General features: G+C 74.1%; 22 protein-coding genes. 12 read left to right on the top strand and 10 right to left on the bottom strand.

Features of this window, described 5'->3' with window-relative positions:
* Positions 1-174: 174 nt before the first annotated feature.
* Positions 175-663 (bottom strand): hypothetical protein, encoded by a 489-nt coding sequence (locus tag AC0B61_RS22335; RefSeq protein WP_471742478.1) that lies wholly within the window; start codon positions 661-663, stop codon positions 175-177.
* Positions 664-918: 255 nt separating this feature from the next.
* Between AC0B61_RS22335 and AC0B61_RS22330 the strand changes: the two genes are divergently transcribed.
* Positions 919-2,301: a pyridoxal-phosphate dependent enzyme gene (locus AC0B61_RS22330; protein WP_471742477.1), complete on the top strand. Its 1,383-nt coding sequence runs from the start codon at positions 919-921 to the stop codon at positions 2,299-2,301.
* On the opposite strand, the gene AC0B61_RS22325 is transcribed toward AC0B61_RS22330, so the two are convergent.
* A complete protein-coding gene (locus AC0B61_RS22325; RefSeq protein WP_471742476.1) occupies positions 2,298-3,083 on the bottom strand; it encodes a TetR/AcrR family transcriptional regulator in 786 nt (261 codons plus the stop codon). The genes AC0B61_RS22330 and AC0B61_RS22325 overlap by 4 nt on opposite strands.
* A gap of 127 nt (positions 3,084-3,210) precedes the next feature.
* On the opposite strand from AC0B61_RS22325, the gene AC0B61_RS22320 reads away from it, so the two are divergent.
* From AC0B61_RS22320 to AC0B61_RS22290, 7 genes are all read left to right on the top strand, one after another.
* Positions 3,211-4,215 (top strand): ATP-binding cassette domain-containing protein, encoded by a 1,005-nt coding sequence (locus AC0B61_RS22320; RefSeq protein WP_471742475.1) that lies wholly within the window; start codon positions 3,211-3,213, stop codon positions 4,213-4,215.
* The gene (locus tag AC0B61_RS22315) at positions 4,215-5,036 is read left to right on the top strand and encodes an ABC transporter permease (RefSeq protein ID WP_471742474.1); all 822 of its coding nucleotides are present in this window, start codon (positions 4,215-4,217) and stop codon (positions 5,034-5,036) included. The genes AC0B61_RS22320 and AC0B61_RS22315 overlap by 1 nt, the downstream gene beginning before the upstream one ends.
* 110 nt (positions 5,037-5,146) lie before the next feature.
* Positions 5,147-6,133 (top strand): aldo/keto reductase, encoded by a 987-nt coding sequence (locus AC0B61_RS22310; protein ID WP_471742473.1) that lies wholly within the window; start codon positions 5,147-5,149, stop codon positions 6,131-6,133.
* 444 nt (positions 6,134-6,577) lie between these two features.
* Complete coding sequence (locus tag AC0B61_RS22305; RefSeq protein WP_471742589.1) at positions 6,578-7,045, top strand: Imm21 family immunity protein; 468 nt, start codon at positions 6,578-6,580, stop codon at positions 7,043-7,045.
* A gap of 319 nt (positions 7,046-7,364) precedes the next feature.
* Positions 7,365-8,054: a TetR/AcrR family transcriptional regulator gene (locus AC0B61_RS22300; RefSeq protein ID WP_471742472.1), complete on the top strand. Its 690-nt coding sequence runs from the start codon at positions 7,365-7,367 to the stop codon at positions 8,052-8,054.
* A gap of 137 nt (positions 8,055-8,191) precedes the next feature.
* Positions 8,192-8,716 (top strand): DUF4188 domain-containing protein, encoded by a 525-nt coding sequence (locus AC0B61_RS22295; RefSeq protein WP_471742588.1) that lies wholly within the window; start codon positions 8,192-8,194, stop codon positions 8,714-8,716.
* 176 nt (positions 8,717-8,892) lie between these two features.
* Positions 8,893-9,516 (top strand): C39 family peptidase, encoded by a 624-nt coding sequence (locus AC0B61_RS22290; RefSeq protein WP_471742471.1) that lies wholly within the window; start codon positions 8,893-8,895, stop codon positions 9,514-9,516.
* Positions 9,517-9,602: 86 nt separating this feature from the next.
* Here the strand turns inward: AC0B61_RS22290 and AC0B61_RS22285 are convergent, their stop codons facing one another.
* Positions 9,603-10,454 (bottom strand): SCO6745 family protein, encoded by an 852-nt coding sequence (locus tag AC0B61_RS22285; protein ID WP_471742470.1) that lies wholly within the window; start codon positions 10,452-10,454, stop codon positions 9,603-9,605.
* A 279-nt stretch (positions 10,455-10,733) separates the two neighbouring features.
* Here AC0B61_RS22285 and rpe point away from each other — a divergent pair, with 279 nt between their 5' ends.
* A complete protein-coding gene (gene rpe, locus AC0B61_RS22280; RefSeq protein WP_471742469.1) occupies positions 10,734-11,417 on the top strand; it encodes a ribulose-phosphate 3-epimerase in 684 nt (227 codons plus the stop codon).
* Positions 11,418-12,062: 645 nt separating this feature from the next.
* On the opposite strand, the gene AC0B61_RS22275 is transcribed toward rpe, so the two are convergent.
* Entirely contained in the window at positions 12,063-12,449 is a 387-nt protein-coding gene (locus tag AC0B61_RS22275) for a RidA family protein (RefSeq protein ID WP_471742468.1), read from the bottom strand.
* A gap of 475 nt (positions 12,450-12,924) precedes the next feature.
* On the opposite strand from AC0B61_RS22275, the gene AC0B61_RS22270 reads away from it, so the two are divergent.
* The 3 genes from AC0B61_RS22270 (at position 12,925) to AC0B61_RS22260 (ending at position 18,733) form a co-directional block, all read left to right on the top strand.
* Positions 12,925-13,881 (top strand): LuxR C-terminal-related transcriptional regulator, encoded by a 957-nt coding sequence (locus AC0B61_RS22270; protein ID WP_471742467.1) that lies wholly within the window; start codon positions 12,925-12,927, stop codon positions 13,879-13,881.
* Positions 13,882-14,008: 127 nt separating this feature from the next.
* On the top strand, positions 14,009-17,080 hold the full coding sequence (locus tag AC0B61_RS22265) for a helix-turn-helix transcriptional regulator (RefSeq protein WP_471742466.1): 3,072 nt from the start codon (positions 14,009-14,011) through the stop codon (positions 17,078-17,080).
* Between the two features lie 270 nt (positions 17,081-17,350).
* A complete protein-coding gene (locus AC0B61_RS22260) occupies positions 17,351-18,733 on the top strand; it encodes an MFS transporter (protein WP_471742465.1) in 1,383 nt (460 codons plus the stop codon).
* Here the strand turns inward: AC0B61_RS22260 and dpgD are convergent.
* From dpgD to AC0B61_RS22230, 6 genes are all read right to left on the bottom strand, one after another.
* Positions 18,730-19,620, bottom strand: a complete 891-nt coding sequence (gene dpgD, locus AC0B61_RS22255; RefSeq protein ID WP_471742464.1) for an enoyl-CoA-hydratase DpgD — start codon at positions 19,618-19,620, stop codon at positions 18,730-18,732. The two genes, AC0B61_RS22260 and dpgD, sit on opposite strands and share 4 nt — an antisense overlap.
* Positions 19,617-21,050, bottom strand: coding sequence for an enoyl-CoA hydratase/isomerase family protein (locus AC0B61_RS22250; protein ID WP_471742463.1), 1,434 nt, complete (start codon positions 21,048-21,050; stop codon positions 19,617-19,619). The genes dpgD and AC0B61_RS22250 overlap by 4 nt, the downstream gene beginning before the upstream one ends.
* A complete protein-coding gene (dpgB, locus tag AC0B61_RS22245) occupies positions 21,047-21,799 on the bottom strand; it encodes an enoyl-CoA-hydratase DpgB (RefSeq protein ID WP_471742462.1) in 753 nt (250 codons plus the stop codon). The genes AC0B61_RS22250 and dpgB overlap by 4 nt, the downstream gene beginning before the upstream one ends.
* Before the next feature lie 26 nt (positions 21,800-21,825).
* Complete coding sequence (dpgA, locus tag AC0B61_RS22240; protein WP_471742461.1) at positions 21,826-23,145, bottom strand: 3,5-dihydroxyphenylacetyl-CoA synthase DpgA; 1,320 nt, start codon at positions 23,143-23,145, stop codon at positions 21,826-21,828.
* 148 nt (positions 23,146-23,293) lie between these two features.
* Entirely contained in the window at positions 23,294-24,565 is a 1,272-nt protein-coding gene (locus AC0B61_RS22235; RefSeq protein ID WP_471742587.1) for an aminotransferase-like domain-containing protein, read from the bottom strand.
* A 59-nt stretch (positions 24,566-24,624) separates the two neighbouring features.
* On the bottom strand, positions 24,625-25,515 hold the full coding sequence (locus AC0B61_RS22230; RefSeq protein ID WP_471742460.1) for an LLM class flavin-dependent oxidoreductase: 891 nt from the start codon (positions 25,513-25,515) through the stop codon (positions 24,625-24,627).
* Positions 25,516-25,549: the final 34 nt, after the last annotated feature.

Here is a 25,549-nt window from a genome sequence, read left to right as displayed (position 1 = left end):
AGATCATCGACCGCACCACGCTACGGGAGCCGGGCGGCTGTGACGAGGGGATTTCACCACGCCGGGACAGGTGGGGCAGGTGTGACGACCTCGGCGCCATAGGGAGGAGAAGCGCGGTGGAGGCGGGCTTGTGGAGGGGTGACGGACCGGGAGGTGTCGGCCGCGCTGACAGCGTCAGTGCCCGGCCGGTTGGCGGTGTGACCAGGCGGCGACCCCCAGCGCCGTCCCGATGCCGACGAAGGCCGCGGCCCCGGCCGGGACGACCCAGCCGGTCAGCGGACCGCCGCCCGGGTCGTCGCCGAGCGCGGCCACGAGGGCGGTGAGCAGCCCGTACGGGATCAGCAGCGTGCCGGCCCAGGCGGGGGCGAGCAGCAGGCGCTCGGGCAGGCCGCGGACCGGCGGGCGTCGGGCCAGGGTGAGCGCGAGGGCCACGCCCGTCACTGCCAGGACGGCGGTGAAGTCCACCCGGTGGCGCTCCAGCCAGACCAGGGCGGCCGGTGCGCCGTTGCGCCGGAAGTCGTCCGCGAGTTCGCAGCCGTCCGCCACACCCGCTCGGCCGCCCGCGGCCCAGTACGTCTTCAGGGTGATGTAGGGGAGGGCGAGGCAGCCGGTGAGGGTGACGGTGCCGGCTGTGCTGACGGCGCGCAGGTGGTGTCGGGTCATGTCCGGTCCTCGCTCCTTGGTTCTTGGCCTTGGTCCTTGGCCTTGGTCCTTGGTCCTCGGGTCCGCTTCTGCTCGGTGCTCGGCGGATCTCCGCGTCCCAAGCCTGCCGAGGGCGGCCGGGGTTGCCGTCCTGCGCGGGGTGGGGGCGCCTCCCTCGGGTGGGGGAGGCGCCCGTCAGGACGGCTAGCGGAGCGCGGGTGTGGGCAGGCTGGGTCGGAACGTCCGTACCCGCTGCACCTGATGAAGGAGCCCAGGATGACCGCAGTGCACGAATCCGTCCTCGACGCGATCGGCGGGACGCCGCTGTTCCGGCTCTCCCGGCTCGGTGCCGGTGTCGCCGCGCCGGTCTACGCCAAGGCCGAGTTCCTCAGCATCGGCGGCAGCGTGAAGGACCGCGCCGCGCTGTCCATGATCCTGGCCGCCGAGCGGGACGGTCTGCTGAAGCCCGGCGGGACGATCGTCGAGGCGACTTCCGGCAACACCGGCATCGGCCTGGCCATCGTGGGGCGCCGACGCGGGTACCGGGTGATCGCCGGAGTGTCGGACCGGTCGGCGCCAGAGAAGTCGGACATCCTGCGGGCGTACGGCGCGGAGGTGGTGCTCGCCGCGACCTCGGTGCCGCAGGAGGACCCGAGGCACCTGTTCAACGTGGTCCGGCGGCTCGCCGAGGAGATCCCCGGCGCCTGGCTCGCCAACCAGTACGACAACCCGGCCAATCCCGATGCCCATGTCCGGACCACCGGCCCGGAGATCTGGGAGCAGACCGGCGGCCGGGTGACCCACTTCGTCGCGGGCGTCGGCACCGGCGGCACCGTCACCGGCACCGGCGGGTACCTGAAGCAGGTGTCCGGCGGCGCGGTGAGCGTGGTCGGCGCGGACCCGGAGTCCTCCTCGTACGGGGGCGGCGACGGCAGCCCGTGGTTCGTCGAGAGCATCGGGCACTTCCTCCACCCCGAGACGGTCGAGGACCGCTGGCCGCAGGCCTACCGCTCGGAGGTGGTCGACTCCTTCGAGCGGATCCCGGACCGCGAGTCGCTGCTGACGGCGCGCCGGCTCGCGCGTGAGGAGGGCCTCCTGGTCGGCCCGTCCTCGGGCGCGGCGGTGGCGGCGGCGCTGCGGGTGGCGCGGCGGCTCGGCCCGGCCGACCTGGTGGTCGTGGTGCTGCCGGACTCGGGGCGCTCGTACCTGTCCAAGGTGCACAGCGACGCGTGGATGCGTGAGTGGGGTTTCCTGGAGGAAGGCGCCACGCTCCGGCCGCTGCTCGATACCGCCGGCCCGTTGGTCGCGGTCGAGGCCGGCGCCACCACGGGCGAGGCACTGGAGGCGCTGCGGGCCGCGCCGGGCGGTGTCGCCCCGGTCGTGCTGGCGCGGGCGGCGCGCCCGTTCGGGGTGAGCGCGACGGAGGTGGTGGGTTCGGTGTCGCGCGAGGTGCTGGCGGCCGCGCTCGCGGACGGCAGTGCCAAGCCGGGCGATCCGCTCGGCTCGCTGATCGGGCCGGCGCTGCCGGCGGTGGGTGTCGGGCAGTCGGCGGCCGAGGCGCGGGCGGCGCTGGGGCAGGCAGGGCGGTCGCAGCCGGGCGTGCTGGTGCTGGTGGACGGCCGGGTCGTTGGGGTGCTGCCGAGGGCAGCTCTGGTCTAGTCCTCCGTCGCGGGCGCCAGGATGGCGGAGATCACCCGGTCCAGGGTGCGGTCGAAGGCCCTGTCCGGGTCGGCAGGCGGGCCCGCCGTCGCGAACGCCTCGGCCAGGTGCGGGAATTCGCCGCTCGCCGCCGCCCGGCCGAGGTAACCGACCAGCTCCGACTGCCACTTGGCGCCCGCCGCCGCCGTCTGCTCGTACTGCGCGAACTGGGTGATGAACCCGTTGAACAGCGCCATCGCCTCCATCCGGGCACCACCGCCCAGGCCGGTGGGGGCAGTGACGGCGAGGAAGTGGTCGGTGTAGCGCAGGGCGTTGGGGCCGATGCCGGGGCGGGCCAACACCAGGCCGGGCAGCCAGGGGTGGCGGCGGGCGATGGCGAGCTGCTGGTGGGCGAGGTCGGCGAGGTCGGCCCTCAGGTCGCCGCTCGGCGCCGACGGCAGCCGGTACTCGCCGGTCACCGCGTCGAGCATCAGGTCGAGCAGGTGCTCCTTCTTCGGCACGTAGTTGTAGAGCGACATGGTGCCCGCGCCGAGCGCTGCCGCGACCCGGCGCATGGAGACCGCGTCCAGGCCCTCGGCGTCGGCGATCCCGATGGCCGCGGCCGCGATCGAGTCGCGGCTGTGGGCCGGGCGCGGGCCGCGGCCGGTGCGCTCGGGGCGCAGCCAGATCAGCTCGGGGGCCTCGGGGGCCTCGGGGGGTGCGGGGGGCGCTGGGGTCTCGGGCGGCGTGGGGCTGCTGGACGGTGCGGGCTTGTCGGGGGGTGTGGGGTTGCTGGACGGCACGGAAGATCACCTCGTTTTCCCATCTTAGGGACGTCCTCGGATCACCTCTCGGATACGTACGCCGTACGTAGTAGGATGCGCTTGTACGAGCTTCTACGTACGATGTACCTAGAGAACGGGGAGAGTCATGTCCGACACCACCCGGCCCGCCATCGAGATGGCGGGCGTGGAGAAACGATTCGGCGCCACCGAGGCCCTGCGCGGCCTCGACCTCACCGTCCCGGCCGGCACCGTCTGTGGCCTCCTCGGCCCCAACGGCGCCGGCAAGACCACCGCCGTCCGCGTCCTCGCCACCCTGGTCGCCCCCGACCGCGGCACCGCCCGGGTCGCCGGGCACGACGTCGTCCGTGCCGCCGAGGACGTCCGGCGCGCCATCGGCCTCGCCGGGCAGCACGCCGCAGTCGACGAAGGCATCACCGGCCGCGACAACCTCCGCCTGCTCGGCCGGCTCCACCGCCTCGGCGCCCGCCGGGCCCGGGCACGCGCCGACGAACTGCTGGCCCGCTTCGACCTGGACGACGCCGCCGACCGGCTCGTACGCACCTACTCCGGCGGAATGCGCCGGCGCCTCGACCTCATCGCCAGCCTCATCACCGGCCCACCCGTGCTCTTCCTCGACGAACCCACCACCGGGCTCGACCCGCGCAGCCGGCAGGACATCTGGGACAGCGTCAAGGAACTGGCGGACGGCGGTACCACCGTGCTGCTCACCACCCAGTACCTGGAGGAGGCCGACCGGCTCGCCGACGACATCGTGGTCGTCGACCACGGCGCCGCCATCGCCACCGGACCGCCCGACCGGCTCAAGGCGGCGATCGGCAGCCAGGTCTCCGTCACTGTGGCCGACCCGGGGCAACTCGCCGCCACCGCCGTCGCGTTGTCCGCCATGACCGGCGGTGACGCGCAGGTCGACGTCGCCGAGCGGACCGTCACGGTGCTGACGGCGCCGGGCGCCTCCGTCCTACTGCCCTCGCTGGTACGGGAGTTGGACGGTGCGGGTGTCGTCGCGCGGGACGTCGCGGTGCGGGTGCCCTCGCTGGACGACGTGTTCCTCGCGCTCACGAATCAGCCCGGCGGGGAGTCTGTCGGCGAGTCCATCGGTGAGTGCGCCGGCTCGGGGAGGGCCGTCTGATGGCCGCCGTCGGATACTCCGCCCCGCGACCGTCCGCCGTCGGCCGGCTGGTCTGCGACACCTGGACGTCGATGCTCCGCATCCTGCTCAACTACCGCCACTCGCCGGGCCTGTTGGCCGCCTCGCTGGGCGTCCCCGTGGTCATGGTGGTGGTCTTCGGGTACGTCTTCGGCAGCGCCATGCAGGTGCCGGGCGGCGGTGACTACCGGGAGTTCCTGATGCCCGGACTGTTCGCCATGGTCGCCACCAACGGCATCATGCCGACGATGGTCGGCGCCGCCCGGGACGTCGGGCGCGGGGTCACCGACCGGCTGCGCTCCATGCCGGTCTCCCGTACCGGCCTGCTGCTCGGGCAGACCCTCGCCGACCTGCTGGTCAGCCTGGTCGTGCTGGCGCTGCTCGCCCTGGTCGGACTCGCCGCCGGGTGGCGCGCCCGGCACGGACTCGGCGACACCGCAGGCGCGTTCGCGCTGCTGCTGCTCTTCCGGTTCGTGATGACCTGGGCCGGCACGCTGCTCGGCCTGGCCGTCGGCAAGGAGGAGGCCGCCGGCCAGCTCTCCGTGATGGTCTTCCCGGTGGCGATGGTCACCAACGCCTACGTGCCGACCGGCGGGATGCCCGGCTGGCTGCGGTTCGTCGCCGACTGGAACCCGATCAGCTCCGTCGTCCAGGCCTGCCGGGAACTCTTCGGCAACCCCTCGGCCCCCGGGTCCGCCTGGCCGATGCAGCACGCCGCGCTCGCCGCACTGCTCTGGAGCGGCGCACTGCTCGCGCTCTGCATGCCGCTCGCCGTAAGGAAGTTCGCGACGCACGGGCGGTGACCGGCCGGAGCCCGGCACGCCCGCCCCGATGTGCTGGATACCGGTGCCGTGTGCTGGACACCGCGCGATGCACTGGACACTGACGCCGGTGTGGTCTTGGGTGGAACGCCATGGAGTACACCCACCTCGGCCGCACCGGCCTGACCGTCTCCCGCCTCTGCCTCGGCACCATGAACTTCGGCCCGCACACCGAAGAAGCCGATGCCCACCGCCTCATGGACACCGCCCACGAGCGCGGCCTCAACTTCTTCGACACCGCCAACTCCTACGGCCGCGACAGCGAGGGCAACCTCCAGGGCCGCACCGAGGAGATCATCGGCCGCTGGTTCGCCCGGGGCGGCGGCCGCCGGGAGCGCACCGTCCTCGCGACCAAGGCCTACGCCCCCATGAGCTCCTGGCCCAACGACGGCAAGCTCTCCGCGCTCGCCATCCGCCGGGCCGTCGAGGCGAGCCTGCGGCGGCTGCAGACCGACCACATCGACGTGTACCAGATGCACCACATCGACCGGGCCACGCCCTGGGAGGAGATCTGGCAGGCGATGGAGGTCCTGGTCGCCCAGGGCAAGATCATCTACGTCGGTTCCAGCAACTTCGCCGGCTGGCACATCGCCCAGGCCCAGGAGGCCGCCCGCTCCCGCCACTTCCTCGGCCTGGTCAGCGAACAGTCCCTCTACAACCTCCTCGACCGCACCGTCGAACTCGAAGTCATCCCCGCCCTCCAGCACTACGGCCTCGGGCTCATCCCCTGGTCCCCGCTGCGCGGCGGCCTCCTCGGCGGCGTCCTGCGCAAGGAACGCGAAGGCACCCGCGGCCGCAGCGCCCTGGGCCACGCCGCAGACCTCCTCGCCAAGCACCGCGACCGCATCCAGGCCTACGAGGACCTCGCCGACGAACTCGGCACCGACCCCGCCGACCTCGCCCTCGCCTGGCTCCTCTCCCGCCCCGCCGTCACCGCCCCCATCATCGGCCCCCGCACCCCCGCCCACCTCGACGCCGCCCTCACCGCGCTCGACCTGGAACTCGACCAGAAGACCCTGGCCCGCCTCGACGAACTCTTCCCGGGCCACCGGCCGGCCCCGGAGGACTACGCCTGGTAGGCCGGTTGGCTGCCCGCCCGGCGCCTCGTCCCCGGCCCCGATTCCCATCGAGGGTCGGGGCCGGGTCAGTCGGTCCGGTTCGGCACCCAGCCGCCCAGCCCCCTCCGGGGCCACGGGGAGGCCGGGAACCGGCGGCCGGTCGGCGGTCCAGGGCAGGGCAGCACGTGGAGGGAGCCGGAGTCGAGGACGCAGTAGGCCGACCAGCCCACGGACCACGCCGTGCCGGGCTCGGCCAGGGTGACCGCCCAAAGAGCAGGACGTCGTCCTCGCCCAGCAGGCGGTCCACGGCCGAGCGCCGGAGCAGGATGCTGTTCGGCCCCGCACCGGCGAATCCCGGGTCGGTGAGGACGAGGTCCCCGGTGGACCGGTCGGTGAAATCCAGCCGGTGGCCGGTCCACCGGGCGTCGAGGCGGTCGGCGAGACGGCGGGTGGGAGCAGGGCTGGCTGGAGTCGGAGGGCGGCCCGTTCATCGTGGTTCCTCGCGATGCTCTGTCGCATTGGTCGGGAACGGAGGGCGACTACGACCGGGCCTGCGAGGTGGTTGAACTGGTCGGTGTCCTCGCTCTCCCTGGTGACGCCGAGGCGCTTGTCCTCGGGGATGAACCGCTCTCCACCGCCTATCTTCCCGAGCACCGAGTCCTCGTCCGCTGGTGCTACGCAGAAAGCGAGGAAGGCGTCGCTGACATCGTCCTGGCCGGACTTCCCGCCGCCGAGTGGGAAGAAGGACCCGTACTGAAAACCACGAGCGAGCTCGTCATGTTCGACGCCGCCTACTTCGGCACCGAGGTCGGGACACTCACGGACAGCACTGTTCTTGAACTCGGCGCCGCCAACTACCGAGTGGACTCGGCACGCATCGAGCCCGACCGCCTCACGTCCTTTCGCGTCCACCGATTCGTTGAGCTGACCTGACCCGACGTTGGTGCAGAGAACGTCCATGCAGTACGCGCTGTTCATGCCGTGGTCGGCCAGGCGTAGGAAGTTCCCGCGGCGGCCGGCGAGGTAGTGGGTGGTGGCGGAGAGGGTGAGGGCGGCGGCGATGCGGAGGGGGTTCGGGCGCAGGCCGAGGAGGCGGGCGCCCAGGAAGAGGGTGGCGGCCTGGACGGCGGTGTAGGTGGCGGCGAAGGTCGCGGCGCGGCTGGTGGGGCTGGGGGTGTGGACGGGCATGCGGGCTCCGGTGGGTGGGAGTGGGCGGGGCGGGGTGCCGTCCGGCTGTGGTAGCAAGGCAGGCATGACGGAGACGAGGGAGACGAGGGAGCTGGGCGGGGGTCGGGGGGCGTACCACCACGGGGCGTTGCCGGAGGCGTTGGTGGCGGCGGCGTTCGAGGTGTTGGACGAGCAGGGGCAGGAGAAGGTGAGCGTCCGGGAGGTGGCGCGGCGGGCGGGGGTGTCGGCGGGGGCGCCGTTCCGGCATTTCGCGGACCGGCAGGCGCTGTTGACCGCGTTGGCGGACCGGGTGCTGGCGGACTTCGTGCGGTGGCAGGAGGCGCAGGTGGCGGCTGCCGGGCCGGACGGCGGGGCCGGGGGCGCGTCCGGGGTCGGGGGCGAGTCCGGGGCCGGGTCCGGTGGTGGGTCGGTGATGCGGGCGGTCGGGCTGGGGTTCGTCCGGTACGCGGTGCGGCATCCGCGGCGGTTCGAGCTGGTGCGGTCGAGGGTGTTCACCGCCGTGCGGGAGCCGGCGCTGCGGGAGCAACTGGACGGGATCGACCGGGCGTTGACGGACGTGATCGCCGCGGACCAGGAGGCCGGTCGGCTGCGTCCCGGGGATCCGGCGCTGGTCGGGCTGGCCGGGCAGGCGTTGGTGTACGGGCTGGCGCAGATGATCGTGGACGGCTACCTGCCCGCCGAGAAGGCGGAGGAGCTGGCCGCGCAGGTGCTGGACACCTTCGGTCAGGGGATCGCCAACGGGCCTGGGAAGTAGCCGAATTGTGGCTGTGGCGAGCCTTGACCGGGGCATCGTGCGCTGATGTAATCACCGCTTACATGGGGTGCCGTTGCGATGGCAGCCGAGGGTGCGGGGAGGCCGGGATGTCCACGGGAAGCACGTTCGTCCGCTCGATGTTCGCCAAGCCGCTGCGCGGCCACACCACCGCCGCCGCCACCGGCGACACCGTGGTGCTGCTGATCGGCATGCGGATCAACCGGTTCTGGGCCGTGCACCACTGGGGCCCGGTGATGTTCGCGATGTTCCGGATGCTGCACGAGCTGCGCCGCAGCCCCGAACGCGGCCTCCTCGGCCGCATCCTGCTCACCGCCTCGCCGCGCACCTACTACGTCGTCCAGTACTGGGAGTCGAAGGAGAAGCTGTACGGCTACGCGAGCGCGCCGGACGGCTTCCACCACACCGTGTGGGGCATCGCCAACCGCAAACTGCGGGAGGGCAGCACGCGCGGGCACGTCGGGCTCTGGCACGAGACGTACATCGTGCCGGAGGGCGGGTACGAGTCGATCTACTTCGACATGCCGCCGTTCGGCCTGGCCGGTGCCACCGGCGCGCTCCCGGTGGAGGCGCGCGGACGGCGGGCGGCACAGCGGCTGGCCTACCGGTCGGACGCGGGGGAGAGCGGCGCGGCAGGCTCGTAGGGGGCGGCGGACAGGGGGCGGGGGCCGCGGGCGGGGTCGGTGTGCAGGGAGTGTCGCGGGTTGTCCGGCCTGCGGCGGCGTGAGAGCGTCGGGGGATGGTGGATCAGGGCAGCGCGCGGGCGGAACAGCCGGCGCGGTCGGAGTCGGTGGGGCGCGGGGCGCGGTCGGGGCACGGCGTGCGCGCGGTGCACGAAGTGCCGTACCGCGCGCAGTGGGAGTCCGCCGAGCTCGTACGGGAGATCGTCGACGGGCGGCTGGACGCCTCCGCGGACCCGCGCTGGGGGCAGTCGGGGGCGGCCACCCCCGAGGAGTACGCGTGGTGGTCCTGGCGGCTGTGCGGGGTGGCCTGCCTGCGGATGGCGCTGGAGCACTGGTGGGGGGTGACCCCGACGGCGATGGCGCTCGCGGGTGAGTGCGTGGCCGCCGGCGCGTACGTCCGGGACGGCGACAGCCTGCGCGGGCTGATCCACGCGCCGTTCGCCGCGTACGTCCGGCAGCGCTGGGGACTGGCCGCGCGGGCACGGGAGTTGACTCCCGAGGAGGTCGCGGCCGAGGTGGCTGGCGGGCACCTGGTGATGGTGTCGGTGCACCCGTCGATCCGGGAGCCGGACGGGCCGGACCCGGTGCGGCGCGGCGGGCACCTGGTGCTGGCGGTCGGCGCCACGGACACGGCGCTGCTGATCCACAACCCGTCCGGTTTCCCGGGCGAGTCGCAGGCCTTCGCGCGCGTGCCGTGGCGGTCGTTCGGGCAGTTCTACGCCGGGCGGGGGATCGTGCTCGGGCCGCCGGGGAGCCGGTAGTAGCGGCGGGGTGTCGGGTAGGGCTCGTCGGTTACGGAGTGCCGGTTGAGAGTGCCGGTTACCCAGTACCGGTTACGGCGCGTCGGTCACCGGCCGTCCGGCAGCCCCATCGGGTTGATCGGGATCTGGCCGCGACACAGTGCCGATATCGGCTTCAACGCCGCCGCCAGCCGGTCGAGTTCGGTGCGCGGATAGTCCTCCCACACCCGGGCGGCGGCCAGGTCGGTGGCGGCCTCCAGGGACTGGTGGCGGATCCGGCCGAGCTCGGTGACCGTGCCCTGGTCGGTCAGCCAGCCGCGCTCGACGAGGCGTTCGGTGGCCGCCTCCCACTCGTCGTCCGTCCATCCGCGCAGCGGCTGCAGCACCTCGCGCCGCAGGTCCATCGCGCAGCGGATCACCAGCGCCTCGCAGCCGTCCAGCCCGGTCGCCACCAGCGCGGCCACGTGGCCGTCGCCGCGGTGCTCGCGCATCACGGTGGCGGCCTGCCAGAGCCGCTCGTACCGGCCGCTCGGCCGGGGGAGCGCGGCGTTGGCGGCGGCCAGCACCCGGCCGGCGCAGTCCAGCCGGGACGCGGCCTGCTCCAGGGTCTCCGCGACGAGTTCGACCTGCTCCGGGTCCACGTGTTCCAGCAGTCGGGCCAGCGTTGCCGCCGAGCCCTTCAGCCGGGCGACCAGGGCCTCCTCCGGGCTCGCGTGCGTCCACACCTCCGGCAGTGCGCGCTCGACCATCGCCGGGGAGAAGTTGAAGAACGCGGCGGTCACCGGCGAGGCGTCCACCGCGCCGAGCGGCGCCGCGCGGCTGGCGAAGTAGCCGTGCAGACGGCCGTGCAGCCCGGCCTCCTCGAAGGCTGCGCGCCCCTCCGGGAGGAAGTAGGTGACGGCGTGCACCGGCTCGAAGAGCCACCACAGTGCGCGGGCGGGGTGGACGAGATCGGCCATCGGGAGCCTTCCTGGGACGGAGTCCCCCGGCGGGTGCGGGAGCTCGGCTGGGCGGGACGGCCCGACAGCTGCCCGCACGGCCGTACTCGGACCGCCCGGGCGGATGCGTGGACCGCTCAAGGGCTGATGACCACGGCGGTGCCCCCGGTAATCCCCCGCCGGGTGTGACGACGGTCACGCGGGGCCGCGGTGGGGCGGTCGGCGGCGGCACCGCGCGAGATGATGGGGCGAGGTGCCCGATGCCTGGGCACCCCAGCCCTCATGTGAAGGTAGTCGGTCATGGCCCAGATCAGCCCCAGCATCCTCTCCGCGGACTTCGCCCGGCTCGCCGAGGAGGCCGAGGCCGTCCGGGGCTCCGACTGGCTGCACGTGGACGTCATGGACAACCACTTCGTGCCCAACCTCACCCTGGGCGTCCCCGTGGTCGAATCGCTCGCCCGTGCCACCGACATCCCCCTCGACTGCCACCTGATGATCGAGGACCCGGACCGCTGGGCCCCCCAGTACATCGAAGCCGGCGCCGGCTCGGTCACCTTCCACGTCGAGGCGGCCGCCGCGCCCGTCCGGCTCGCCCGCGAGATCCGCGCCAAGGGCGCCCGGGCGTCCATGGCGCTCAAGCCTGGCACGCCGATCGAGCCGTACGAGGACCTGCTGCCCGAACTCGACATGGTGCTGATCATGACCGTCGAACCCGGCTTCGGCGGCCAGGCGTTCCTGGACATCATGCTGCCGAAGATCCGCCGCACCCGGGAACTGATCGCCAAGCACGACCTGGAACTGTGGCTCCAGGTCGACGGCGGCGTCGCGGCGAGCACCATCGAACGCTGCGCCGAGGCGGGCGCCGACGTGTTCGTGGCCGGCTCGGCGGTCTACGGCGCCGACGACCCGGCCGAGGCGGTCCGCAAGCTGCGCGAGCTCGCCGGCAAGGCATCGGCGGACGCCTGGTGGGCCTGCGAGCACTGAGCCCGCGGCGGCCGGCCGCCAAGCGCCCCGGCTGTCGGTGGAGCCTCTTCAGACCGGCCGCTCCCGCGCGCTGCCTCGCGCATCGCCGATCACGCGGAGATCGACGCCAAGTCTGTTGCAGGCCAAGAGAGCTGAACGCTTCCATGCGTGCGAACGCCTCGACCGCCGGCGCCGGGAGACCGACGTGCGCGGGGTCGGGCGTCTAACCGAGGGGTGAAAGGCGAGAGGCCCGGGTGTCGGCCTGCGGATGCTCCCGCAGGCCGACACCCGGGGGTCGTCCTGGACGACCGGGGTCCGCTGGCTGCTGACCTTGATCTCCTTGCCGGCGTGCCAGGGGATCTTGATCGTGTAGTTGAACTCACCGTAGGCCGGCAGGTCGGTGGGTCCGGCAGCGCGGACATGCCCCGAGGATCGGCAAACGTCGGTGTAGACCTGGTTGAACGTGGCCGCGCTGCTCAGACCCGAGCCGGGGTGGGTCATGCCAGGCGGAAAGTGCTCGGAGCGAGTCACGGAAGCGATGCCGGAACCATCCCACGTCCTCTGAGCACGGCAGTTGCGGAGGCAAAAGGCCGTCAAGCAGCCCTGGCGGCACCCTTGATGGCGCCTTCGGCCCGGTCGGCCGCGTGAGGCGGTGGGGAATGCGGGTCAGTGGGTGGGGAGGACGGCGAGGGCGTCGACCTCGACGAGCATTCCGGAGAGGAGGCCGACGATCACGGTGGTGCGGGCGGGAAAGGGGCGGCCGAGGAATGCGCCGTAGGCGGCGTCCATGGCGGGGAAATCGTCCGCGTGTGCGAGATAAACGCGGACCATGATGACGTCGGCGAAGGTCGCGCCCTCGGAGTCGAGAATGGCCTCGATGTTCCGGAGTGTTCGGGTGGTCTGTTCGGCGACTCCGCCGGGGACGAGTTTTCCGGTCTCCGGGTCGGTGCCGCCCTGGCCGGCGACCTGGAGGAGGGTGCCGCGGCGGGCGCCTTGGGAGTAGCTGCCGACCGGGGTGGGGGCGGAGGTGGTCTGGACGGCAATTCTGGACATATTCCCGTTTGTAGCCGTGGAGCGGGGTGGTGGCAAGGCGGCGGGGGCTTCGGGATCCGGACATGGCTTGATGTAGACACTTCAATCAGGGTGGACGAAGTGATGATTATCGGCTTATTTAGGCAATAGGTGTCTGTATTCGGACAGACCGGCCGACGGGTGGGGCTTCGGGCGCAGTGCCGGGTGGGGCGCGGGGTGCGGAATCCGGCGATCACGGTTCGGGTATTGCGGAGGGCTCAACTCCGATGTTAGGCATAGAGAAGATCGCCCTACGGATCGGGGGAGCTGATCACATGCGTCAGGTGCCGGCCAGTCATCGGATCTCCGTGGTGCCGGGCGCATTCGAGTGTTTCGAGTGTGACGTCCGCCGGCGGGGTCGGCGTTCTTTCGGGGTTATCAGGGATGGGTCGCGGGGGTTTTCCTGATGCTTGAACCGTTCGGCCTCGGGCCGGAAAGCGAAACCCTTTACCTGACGATGCTCCGCAATCCCGCCACGGATATCGCGAAGATCGCGGGAAGCCTGGGCTGGGACCAGGGCCGGACGGTGGCCGAGATCGCCAAGCTCGCCGGCCTGGGCCTGCTGCGGCCCTCGTACGAGGCGCCGGACACGCTTTACGCGGTCAGCCCGGAGGTGGGACTGCAGGACCTGCTGGCCCGTCAGCGGGTCGAACTGGCGCGCAGCCGGAGCCGGATCGAGGAGGGGAACGCGGCGCTCCAGGTGCTCCGCAGCGAGTTCGCCGACCGGCGGTTGACGACGATGGACGTGGAGGAGTTCGCCGGGGCCGACACCGTGTGCGACCAGGTGCGGCGGCTCTCCAGCGAGGCCCGGCACGAGGTCCTGGCCTTCGTGCCGGGCGGTCCGCAGCCCCCGGAGGCCCTGGCGACCAGCCGGGCGGCCCACCAGGACCTGCGCTCGCGCGGCGTGGAGTCCCGGTCGATCTACCTGAACACCGCCCGCAACGACCCCGCGACCCGGGCGCACCTGCGATGGCTCCAGGAACGCGGCGGCGAGGTCCGCACGATCGCGCTGCTGCCGCCGTGGATGATCCTCTTCGACCAGGAACACGCGCTGCTCTCGGTGGACCCGGACGACGTGCAGGGCAAGGCCGCGGTCCTGCTCTCCGGCCCGGGGACGGCCGCGATCGCGGCGCTGGCCTCGCTGTTCGACCAGTCCTGGCAGCAGGCGGCGCCGTTCGGGGCGCCGACCCGGGAACGGGACGCGGGCGACACCCGGGTCGAACTCGGCGGTGACACCAAGGCCGTGCTGCAACTGCTGCAGGAGGGCTACACGGACGAACAGGCGGGCCGGAAGCTGGGCATCTCCAGCCGGACGGTCGGCCGGATCGCCGGCAAGCTGATGACCCGACTCGGCGCCCGCAGCCGGTTCCAGGCGGGTGCGCTGGCCTCGCGGGAGGGGTGGCTCGACCAGTGAGGCAGGGGACGGTGCGGCGAAGGGGGCGGGGAGGCGAGGGTCGGGGAGCGGTGAGCCGAGGGGCGGGGTGCGGCAGCCGGGGCGCGGTCCGTTGATCACCCCCGGCGCCCGTGCCATGCTCGTCGGCATGCTGCGACGCCGGGCCGAGGTCGACCTCGTCGGACGGGACGGGGAACTCGGCGACCTGCTCGCCGCGATGGCCCGCGTCCGGGCCGGGGAGTCCGGGGCGGTCGTGGTGTCCGGGGAGGCGGGCATCGGCAAGACCCGGCTGGTCGCGGAGTTCGCGGCCGCTGCGGCGCGGGAGGGCGCGCTGGTCCTGACCGGGCGGTGCGTCGACACCCAGTCCGCGCTGCCGTACCTGCCGTTCGCCGAGATCGTGCAGCAGGCCGTTGCGGCCGGTCGGCTACCCGAACGGGACGGCGCACTGAGGCTGTTGGCCGCCGGGCGGACGCCCGAGGACGACCGTTCGCCGAGCCGGGTCGGGATGTTCTCGGCGGTCCTGGCAGCCGTCCGGGACCTGGCGCGGGACACCCCGGTGGTGCTGGTGGCGGAGGACCTGCACTGGGCCGACCGGTCCAGCCTCGACCTGCTGGCCTTCCTGCTGTCCCGGCTGGGCCACGGCCCGGTGCTGACCGTCGCGACCTACCGCAGCGACGACCTGGACCGACGCCACCCGCTGCGCCGGGTGCTGGCCGAGCTGTACCGGCTGCCGCACGTGCACCGGCTCGAACTCGCCCCGCTGGCCGGGGAGGAGACCCTCGGCCTGGTCCGCGCTCTGGCCGCGCCTGCCGACGGCGCGGGACCGACCCGGGACGCCGCCGAGCTCGAACGCATCGCCCGGCGCTGCGACGGCAACCCGTTCTTCGCCGAGGAACTGGTCGCCGCCGGGACGGGCGCACTGACCGGCGGCCTGTCCGAGGTGCTCATCGCCCGGGTCGAGCGCCTGGCGGACCCGACCCGGCGCCTGCTCCGGGCCGCCGCCGTGATCGGCCACCCGGCGCCCGCGGACACCCTGGGGGCGCTCGCCGAACTGGGCGGCGCGGAGCTGGACGACGCACTCCAACAAGCCCTCGACCACGGCGTGCTGGCCCCGGAGCCGCCCCGGAACGCCCCACCGGCGGCCGTCGCCGCCCAGCGCTTCGGCTTCCGCCACGCCCTCCTGCGCGAATCCGTGTACGACAGCCTGCTCCCCGGCCGGCGCGCCCGCCTGCACACCCGCTGCGCCGACCTGCTGGAACAGGCCCGGGGCAATGCGGCGGAGATCGCCTTCCACGCGCTCGCCGCGCACGACTTCCCGCTGGCGCTCAACGCCAGCGTGCGCGCCGCCCGGGACGCCGCGCACCGGGGCGCGTTCAGCGAGGTGCTCGCGCACAGCGAGCGCGCCCTCGACCTGTGGCCGAGCGTGCCCGACGCGGCCGCCGTCGCCGGGGCGAGCGCGGTCGGCCTGACCCGCCTCGCCGCGATGGGCGCGGGCGACAGCGGCGAACCCGAACGGGCCCTGGCGCTGCAGCGGAAGGCCGTCGAACTCGCCGAGGCGGACGGCGATCCGGCGGTCGCGGCGGCGACCCGGCTGCGGTACGGCCTCCGCCTGCTGGAGTTCCCCGGACGGGCCGAACAGGCCGCCCGCCAGGCCGAGACCGCGCTGCGGCTGCTCGCCGCCGCACCGCCGTCCGCCGACCGGGCGTGGAGCCACGCGCTGCTCGCCCGCGCGCTGAACCGGCTCGGCCGGACCGGCGAGGCCGCCGAGCAGGCCGCGAGCGCCGTCCGGGACGCGGTGGCAGCGGGCTCCCAGGCGGCGTTCGCGCCGGGCACCGACCCGTACGGGCCGGAGTGTGACGCGCTGGGCGCGGAGGCCGACGCGCGCATCACCCTGGCCTTCGCCGGGCTGCGGCGGCCCGGTGCCGCCGAGGTGCTGGCCGACATGCGGCAACACGGCGGCGTATCAGGGCACTTCGGGGTGGAACTGCGGGCGCACTACGGCCTGGGGCTGTCCAGGCTGCTGGCCGGTGACCCGGCCGGGGCGGTGGCCGAGTTCGCGGCCGGCGAGGAGCGGGCCGACCGGACCGGGACGACCTGGAGCGAGTACGGCCTGCGGCTGCGGACGGCCCGTGCGGTCGCGCTGTTCCGGGCCGGGGACTGGACCGGGGCCGAGGTGGCGCTGCGGGCGGACCATGTCCCGGGATCTGAGCTGATTGCCAGTCAACTCCTGGCTGCTGGGGTGGTGGTGGCTGCGGCCAGGGGCGAACGGGTGAGTGACCTCGGCGCCGAACCGGTGCCCCCGCACCTCGCCCTGCTCGCCGCCCAGGCGCGGGCCGAGGCGGCGCTGTGGCGCGACCGGCCGGAGACGGCCGCCGACGTGGTCCGCCGGACGCTCGACCTGGACCGCGATCGGGACCGCGACCGGGACCTCTACCGGGACCGCTACCGGGGCGAGCACTCGGCGGCCCGGCGGGCCGAGGAACTGCCGCTGTGCGCGCTCGGTGCGACCGCTCACGGCAGGCTCGGCGACGCCGACGCGGTGGCAGCGCTGGCGGCGCGGGCCCGCTCGCGCGCCGGGGACACGCCGTCCCCGGGCTGGCAGGCCTGGATCGACGCCGAACACCGGACGGCGCTCGGCGAGGCCACGGCCGCGCAGTGGGCCGAGGTCGCCGCCGCCTTCGCCCCCGCCGACGGCGGCTTCGGCGACCCCTACCGCCGGGCGCAGGCGCTGTGGCGCCGGGCGGAGGTGCTGGTCCGCACCCGTACGGCGGGCGCCGGGCGCCGGGCCGGCCACGCACTGCGGGCGCAGGCCGGCGCCGACCTGGAGCAGGCGGCCCGGATCGCCCGCCGGCTGGGCGCGGCGCCGCTGCTCGCGGCCGTCGAGGACCTCGCCGGGCGGATCGGCGTCCGGCCGGCGGCGGGGGCCTCGTCGGCGGCGGACGCGGCGGTGGCGGATGCGGCCAACGGGCCGACGACGGCGGGCGCGGCGGGCGCTTCGGGTGCGGCGGGCAGTCCGCTCACCGGTCGGGAGCGGTCGGTGCTCGGCCTGGTGGCCCAGGGCCTCACCAACCGGGAGGTGGGCGAGCGGCTGTTCATCAGCGAGAAGACCGTCAGCGTCCATCTGACCCGGGTGATGGCCAAGCTCGGCGCGGGCAGCCGGACCGAGGCGGTGGACGCGGCCCACCGCCGCCGCCTGCTCGGCCTGCCGTCGGACGTCTGAGACGTCCGTCCGGGACGCCAGTCCAAGACAATAGTCCGGAACGACCGTCCGGGACGACCGTCCGGGACGACCGTCCGGGACGTCCGTCCCGGACGACCGTCCAGGACGAGTGTGCGAACGTCCCCTTACCTGCCCCTTACCCCGTCTCGCCGGCCTCCGCCCGACACGACGTGATCTTCCGATGTGCCCTCCCGCCGTACGGCCGAGACTGGTCGGCGCCCGCGTGCGATCCCGGCGCGGCGTACACGACTCTCCACAGGGGAAGGGCCCATGAAGGAACTGCTCGCCGACGTCACACCGCTGCGGCGGTCCCCAGGCTTCCGGAGACTGTTCGTCGGCCAGTGCCTGACCATGGTGGGCAGCCAGGTCACCCAGGTCGCGGTGCCCTGGCAGGTGTACTCGGTCTCCCGTTCGCCCGTCGCGCTCGGGCTGGTCGGCCTCGCCGCCCTGCTGCCGATCGTCGTCTTCGGCATCTACGGCGGGGCGATCGCCGACTCGATGGACCGGCGCCGGCTGATCCTGATCACCTCCACCGGTTCGGCGGCGGTCAGCGTGGCGTTGACGGCCCAGGCGCTGGCGCACGTCGACAGCCTCTGGCTCCTGTACACCTGCGTCACCGTGCAGGCGGCGTTCTTCGCGATCGACCTGCCCACCCGGCGGGCGCTGCTGCCCCGGCTGGTCGACCCGGAGGACCTGCCCGCCGCCAACGCCCTGCTGCTGCTGGTGTTCACCGTGGGCATCGTCGGCGGTCCGCTGGCGGCCGGCGCGACGGTCTCGCTCGGCGGGTACGGCGCCGCGTACGCGGTGGACGTGGCGTGCTTCCTGCTCGCCATCACGTTCATCGCCGGGCTGCCGTCGGTGCTGCCGGAGGGCGGCGGGCGGCGCGCCGACCTGTCCTCGGTGGTCGAGGGCATCCGGTACCTCAAGTCCCGGCCGGTGCTGTGGATGTGCTACGTCCTGGACCTCAACTCGACGGTCTTCGCGATGCCGACGGCGCTGTTCCCGATCCTCGCGGTGGAGCGTTTCCACGGCGGGCCGGAGCTGGCCGGGTACCTTTCGGCGGCGCTGGCGAGCGGGGCGTTCCTGGGCTCGATGTTCGGCGGCTGGATGCCGAAGGTCGGCCGGCTCGGGCGGGCCGCGCTGCTGGCCGTGTTCGCGTGGGGGGTCTCGCTCGGGGCGCTCGGGCTGGCCGGATCGCTCTGGCTGGCCATGCTGCTGCTGGCGGTCGCCGGCTACGCCGACACGGTGAGCGCGGTCGAGCGGTCCTCGATCCTGCAGCACGAGACTCCGGACGAGCTGCGCGGCCGGACCTCCGGGGTGCTCACGGTGGTGGGCGCCGGCGGCCCCCGGCTCGGCGACGTGCGGGCGGGCCTGGTGTCGGCGGCCTTCGGGCCGGCCGTGGCGGCGGTGTCGGGCGGGGTGGCCTGTGTGATCGGCGCGCTGGCGCTGGCGAAGGCGGTGCCCGAGTTCACCCGCTACCGGATGACGGACCGGAAGGGCGAACCGTCCGGGGCGGCGTCGGCGGCGTCGGCGGCGGATCCGGCGGCGGATTCGGAGCCTTCCGGCACGAAGAGGAGTGAACCGGACGGAACGGGGCAAGCGACCGCCGCGCAGTCGTCGGCGGCGCAGCAACCGGCGCTCGCCGACGACTAGCGGGCCGTCAGGCCTCGGGGTTCCGGCCCCGGGGCTTGCCGGGCCGGGCTGTCGGCGGGCAGCCCGGTCCAGCGGGGCTCCCGTTTCTCTGCGAAGGCGCGGGGGCCCTCGACGGCGTCCTGGCTGCTTCGGCGCCGCTCCTCCCACCCGAAGCGCGTACCGAAGGCCTCCGCGAGCGGCATGTCCAGGGAGGCCAGGGCCGCCTCCTTGATCGCGTAGAGGGACAGCGGCGCGCCGCGCAGCACGTCCCGTACCCACGCCTCGGTCCGGTCGTCGAGTTCGTCGGCCGGCGCGACCTCGTTGACCAGGCCGAACCGCAGCGCGGTGGCGGCGTCCAGCCGCCGGCCGGTCAGCAGATGGCCCATCGCGGCCTTCAACGGCAGCTGGCGGACCAGCCGGAAGACGCCGCCCGCGCCCGGCATCAGCCCCAGGCCCGCCTCCGGCAGCGCGAAGACCGCGCGCTCGGAGGCAATCACCAGGTCGCAGGCGAGGGCGAGTTCGAAACCGCCGCCGAGCGCGTAGCCGTCCACCCGGGCGATCACCGGCTTGACCAGGCCGAAGCGCTCGGTCAGCCGGGGGTAGCCGGGCAGGCCGCGGCTGCCGAAGGAGGTGCGCGGCGTGCCGTCCGCGTCCAGCCGGGCCCGCTCGCGCAGGTCCTGGCCGACGGAGAAGGCCCGGTCGCCCGCGCCGGTCAGCACGGCCACCCGGATCCGGTCGTCGGCCTGGACGTCGTCCCACACCTGTGCCAACTCGGCGTGGGTGCGCAGGTCCATCGCGTTGAGGACCTCCGGCCGGTCGATCGTGACCCGGGCGACGTGCCCGTCCTTGCGGTAGTGCACGCGCGGGCGCTCGTCGCCTGCCCGCTTGGCCGCCGTCGGCTCGGTCATGCCGCTCCCGGCCGGGCCGAGAAGCGTCCGACCTTCGCCAGGACGTCCGCGTCGAACAGCCGCAGCGCCTGCTGCAGGGCGAACTCGGCCATGTACCGGCGGAACGCGTCCTCCGGTTCCTCCGCCAGGTTGAGCATCCGCCGGTTGGTGAGCACCGCCGGGCCGCGGAGGGCCCGCAGCGCCCGCTCGACCGCCGCGTCCACCTCCTCGGGCTCGACCACCTCGTCGGCCAGCAGTCGGGCGTCCGGTTCGGCGGCCCGGATGCGGCGGCCGCCGAGCACCAGCGAGCGGGACTGCCGGGCCCCCATCGCCCGGCCGAGGCGGAAGTTGGCCGCACCCGGCACGATGCCCTCCTGCGCGGCGGGCACGCTGAAGAACGCGTCGGCGGCGGCGATCACGTGGTCGAACACCAGGAGCAGCTGCGCCCCGCCGCCGATCGCGAAGGTGTCCACGGCGGCGACCCACGGCTTCTCCACCGTTCGCCGGTCCCAGCGCGGCCCGCCGCCGAAGCCGTTGCCGAAGCCGTTGCCGGAGCCGTTGCCGGAGCCGCCGGCGGGGTCGCCGCCGGTGCCGCCGGAGTCGTCGGGGAGCACGCCGCGGATCAGCTTGTGGATGTAGCCCAGTTCGCGTCGCAGCAGGAAGTCGACCAGCGGGATGCCGCCGCCGTGCAGGCTCTTGAGGTTGATGCCCGCGCTGAACACCCGCCGGCCCGCGTAGCGCGGATGGCTCATGACGCCGCCGCGCAGCAGGCCGACCTCGGTGCCGGGGTCGAGCAGGGCGAGGTCGACGGCGGTCTCCAGGTCCTCGACCTGCCGGGGGTCCTCGGCGTTGAGGCAGTCCTCCCGGACCATGGTGAGCCGGGCCGCGCCGTCGGTGCGCTCGATCCGGACGGAGCCGAGGTCGGCGCGGCCGTCGGCGGTGAACTCCGGCAGCAGGGCCAGGGCGCGGCCGGTCGGGCGCAGCATGGCGTCGAGCAGGTGCGGGCCGGCCGTGGGCGATGACAGGACGTGGCGGAAGAACAGGCCCTGGTCGATCTCCCGGCCCTCCTTCTGGGCCTGCGGCCGGGCGTGTTCGGCCGCCAGCTCGTCGGCGCCGGGCACCAGGCCGGGGAAGGCGAGGGCCGCGGCGGCGGCGAGTTCGGCGATCCGCAGGTGTTCCGTACGGCCGGTGGTCAGCTCGTCGTAGACGGCGTCGACGTGGGTCGTCAGGAAGGCGTGGCGCAGGACGCGGGCCTCGTCGTGCGCTTCGGCCGCGGCGGCGCGTTCGGCGGGGGAGCGGCGGCCGGGCGGGGCCAGGACGGTGAGGCGCGCCTCGCAGCGTTCGGCAGCGAGGGCGAGCGCCTTGCGGGCGGCGGCGAGTTCGCCCCTTACGGCCGCGAGTTCGCCCCGGACGGCGGCGGGTTCGCCCCGGGCGGCTTCGCGGGAGCTCATGCCGTCCCCTTGGAGGCCGTGCGGCGCAGCACCCGGTCGCAGGCGGCCAGGTGCACGCCGAGCGCCTCCTCGAAGGCGGTGGTGCCCGCGTCGAACATCAGCTGGCGCCGGATGGCCAGTTCGGCGCCGGACGTGGCCCCGAACGAAGCCCCGGACAGTGCCCCGAGCCGCTCCGCGGCGGCCGACAGCGCACCGGGCACGTCGTCGGAGACCTCGTCGATCAGCTGCACCGACCGGGCTCGGAACGCGTCGATCGGTTCTCCGAAGAGCAGCGCCCGGCGCACGGTGGCGACGCCCGCGCCCTGGCGTGCGAGCCGGTACAGGGCCATGCCCGGCCAGGTGCCGCTCGCGCCGCCGGTGGTCACCGGCACCACCAGTCGGGCGGTGGTGGTGGCGATCCGGTAGTCGGCGGCGAGCAGGGCGTCGAGGGCGGTGCCGCCGCAGTCGCCGTCCGCCACGGCGACGGTGAGGGCGGGCAGCCGTTCCAGCAGCCGCAGGCCGCGCTCCCACTTGCTCACCAGGCCGACCGTCAGACCGTCCGTCCAGCCCGGCCCGGGCGTGCCACCGAGGCGCAGCACCAGCCGGGCGCCGGGGCTGCGTTCGACCCGGTCGCAGGCCTGGGCGACGGCGGTCACCGAGGCCGCCGACAGTGGCTCCGTGCCGTCGATCGCGAGGGTCACCACGTCCGTCCCGGCCATGTCGTCCATCTCCGTTCCCATCTCGATTCCCATCGCCCTGCCGGTCGCCATGGCCGTCCCCGTTCCTGCCCCGTTCGTCACCACTGCACCAGCGCCGTCTCGATCGTCGAGCCCGGGCCCATCGTCATCAGCACGCCGTGCTCCCCGGGTCGGACGACCCGTTCGCGCAGCAGGCGCTCGTACGAGAACAGGAAGGAGCCGCTGGAGAGGTTGCCGTAGTCCCGCAGGACGCCCGTGGTGTGGCGGACGTCGTGCCGGGTGAGGCCGAGGTTCAGCCGGACGGCGTCGATGACCTTCTTGCCGCCGGAGTGGACCAGCCACTGGGCGATGTCGCTGCGCCGCAGGCCCGCGCCGGAGAGCAGGCCGTCCACGACCCGCTCGGCGTGGGCGCCGACCACGTACGGGATCTCGGGGTCGAGGAAGAAGCTGAACCGGATCTGGTCATCGTCCCAGTCGTAGCGCATGGCGCCCAGCGCGTCGGTGATGATGTGGCTGGCGAACGAGAGGATCCGCGGGCCGGGCGAGGCCGGCTCCCCCGCCGGCTCCTCGACCAGCTCGCCGACCAGCTCCCCGACCGGATTCGCCGCCGGGTTCGCCGCCGGGGCGGCGTCCTCGCCGGCGACCACCGCGATCGCCGCCGCGCCGTCGCCGAACAGGCTGTTCACGACGGCGGTGCGCATGGTGTCGTCGAAGGCGTACGCGGCCGAGCAGGCCTCGGCGCAGACCATCACGGCGACCTTACCGGGGTGGGCGGCGGCCCAGGCGGAGACCGCGTTGAGGGCGTTGAGGCCGGCGTTGCAGCCCATGCCGACGACGTCGACCCGGTGGCAGTCCGGGGCGATGCCGAGGTCGCGGATCAGCAGGGCGGTCAGCCCGGGGGTGAGGTAGCCGGTGGTGGTCACGCAGCACAGGTAGTCGATGTCGGCCAGGCCGAGTCCGGCGTCGGCGAGGCAGCCGAGCAGGGCCCGCGAGCCCATGTCGACGGCCAGTCGGCGGTGTTTGGCGAGCAGTTCACCCTGGGACTCGGGCAGGCAGCGGCCGTCCTCGTCCCGGGGCGGGATGGTGAGGTGGCGGCGTTCGATGGCGCTGTTCAGGAAGACGGAGCGGATCTTCGGGTCGTCGATCCGGAAGATGTCGAGCAGTTCGTGCTGGGTGTACGAGTCGGCGGTCACCGCCGTGCCGACGCCGGCGATGCGCGGCGCGGCCGGGGCGCGCGCCGGCCCGGGGGCGGTGTCGAAGGCGGGGGCGGGGCCGGGGCCCGGACGGCGGGATCCGGCCAGCACCGAGGGCCGGCTGTGGAAACGGACGGGCGTGGCCGGGTCGGTGGGGAGTGCGGGGCCCGCCGTGTCGACGGCGGCGCCGACGGCATCGACGGTGCTGACGGTGCTGAGGGTCATCGGAAAATCCATCCCCACCGGCGGCAGGTGCCGCGCGGTGTACGGGGGTTGCGGATACGGGCCGTGCGGGGATTGCGGATGCGAGCCGAGTGGGGCGGGGCGTGTGGATGCCGGGCCGTGCGGGGTGTGCGGCGGCGCGTCGCGGGAGTCAACGGAGCGGCCTCCCCCCGCCGGACGCCTCCGCCACCGCCTCCGCCTCCGCCTCGATGAAGCGCGCCAGGCGGGCGGTCCCTTCGGTGATGTCGTGTTCGGTGAGGTAGCTGGTGGACAGACGGATGCCATGGGTTCCGCCGCCGTGCGGATGGAAGTAGGACAGCGGCGTCCAGATCACGCCGTACTGCTGGGCCGAGCGCGCGAGGGCCGCGTTGTCGGCGGCGAACGGCACGTCCAGGGCGAGGAAGAAGCCGCCTTCGGGCCGGGTCCAGCGCACGCCGAGGGCTTCGCGGCGTTCGGGCGGGAAGCGTTCCTCCAGGCGGCGCAGGGTGGTGCGCATGGTGTCGCCGTAGTACGCGGAGGTCTTGGAGTTGAGGTGGGCGGTGTGGCCGTCCGCGGCGAGCAGCATCCCGGCCACGACGGCTTGGCTGAGTGGGGAGGTGTTCACCGTGACCATGCTCTTGATCTTGGTGAGTTCGGCGGCCAGCAGCCCGGTGCGGCCGGCCCGGTCGGTCACCGGCTGGTCGGCGACGGCGTAGCCGACCCGGGCGCCGGGGAACAGCGTCTTGGCGTACGAGCCGAGGTGGATCACCCGCCGGTCGCGGTCGAGGGCCTTGAGGGTGGGGATCCGCGGCCCGGGGCTGACCATCCGGTAGGGGCTGTCCTCCAGGATGAGTAGGTCCAACTCCTCTGCCAGGTCGAGTAGTTCGTGCCGGGTGCTGAGCGGCATGGTGGTGCCGCGCGGGTTGGCGTGGTCCGGGATCAGGTAGCAGGCCCGGGGCCGGCGCCCGCGGGCCCGTTCGGCGAGCACCGCGGCCCGCAGCGCGGCGCAGTCGAAGCCGCCGTCGCGGTCGTGGACCGGCGCGGTCTCGACGCCGAGCACCCGCGCGGCCCCGGCGGCGCCGACGTAGCAGGGGCTGGCCACCAGCAGCACGTCCTGCGGCCGGGCGTGCAGTGCGCGCACCGCCAGCAGCATCGCCTCCTGGCAGCCGACGGTGACCACCACGGCCTCCGGCGGGACGTCGATCCCCTCGTCCTTGCGCAGCGAGTCGGCGACCAGGCCCCGGATCCGCCCGGCGGTCGGGCCGTACTGGAACAGCGCGTCGCGGACCTGCCCGGGGGAGGAACCGGTCTCCTCCAGGTGGCGCAGGTAGCGGCGCAGGTGGGTGAAGACCTGCTCGACGTCGAAGAAGCCGTCGTACGGGCGCCCCGGCGCGAAGGAGATCGCGTCCGGGTAGCGCGTGGTGATCTCGTTGAGGAAGTTCATCGTGTCCAGGAGCGGGTCGGACACGCTGGCGTGCAGGTCGTCGGTCGTCAACACGGCTGTCACCTCGCGGAGTTGCCCGGCAGGACGGCGGCGATCTTCTCCAGTACGGCGGTGTCCCCGGCGTACGGGTGGTGCGCCCGGGGCCAGTTGACCACCAGGTCGGTGAAGCCCAGGTCGGCGAGGTGGCCCGCCGCGTCCTCGAAGGCCGCCGGGGAGTCGAGGACCCCGCCGACCGTCGCACCGGTGTGCAGCAGTCGGCGCAGCGTCCCCGGGTCGCGCCCCGCCTCGGCGCAGGCCCGGTCCAGCGCGGCCTGCTGCCGGGCGAGCAGCGGCAGCGCCTCGCGGTACGGGAGCGCGTCGAACCGGCCCGGAGTGCCGTTGGTGATCCAGATGTCGGCGTACTCGGCGGCCAGCCGCATCGCCCGGTGGCCGCCGGCGGCCACCGCGAGTGGGACGCGGGGCCGCTGGACGCACCCGGGGTGCATCCGGGCGCCGTGCGCGCCGTAGTGGCGGCCGGTGTGGTCGGTGACCGGCTGCCGCAGCAGCAGGTCGGTGAGGTGGAGGAACTCCGCGAAGCGGTCCGCGCGTTCGGCCGGGGGCCGCTCCCGGCCGGTCAGCACCGTCCCGTCGTAGCCGCCCGCGCCCGCTCCGAGGCCGCAGACCATCCGGCCGCCGGAGACGTCGTCGATCGTCATGACCTCCTTGGCGAACGGGACGGGATGGCGGAACTCCGGCGTGGCGACCAGCGTGCCCAGCCCGATCCGCGAGGTGACGGCCGCGGCGGCGGCCAGGGTCGGCAGGCAGCCGAACCAGGGCTCGTCGCGCAGCCACCGCCAGCTCAGGTGGTCGTGCGTCCACGCGTGGTCGAAGCCGAACTCCTCGGCGCGCAGCCACCGTTCGCGGGCTTCGGGCCAGCGCTGCTCCGGGAGGATCACGATGCCGACGCGCACGGCAGCCCCTCCCGACCCCACCGCTGCGACCGGC

The sequence above is a fragment of the Kitasatospora sp. NPDC023385 genome (assembly GCF_055664045.1).
Note: the sequence above shows the minus strand (reverse complement) of the source record. Positions and strands in the feature narration are given on the sequence as shown.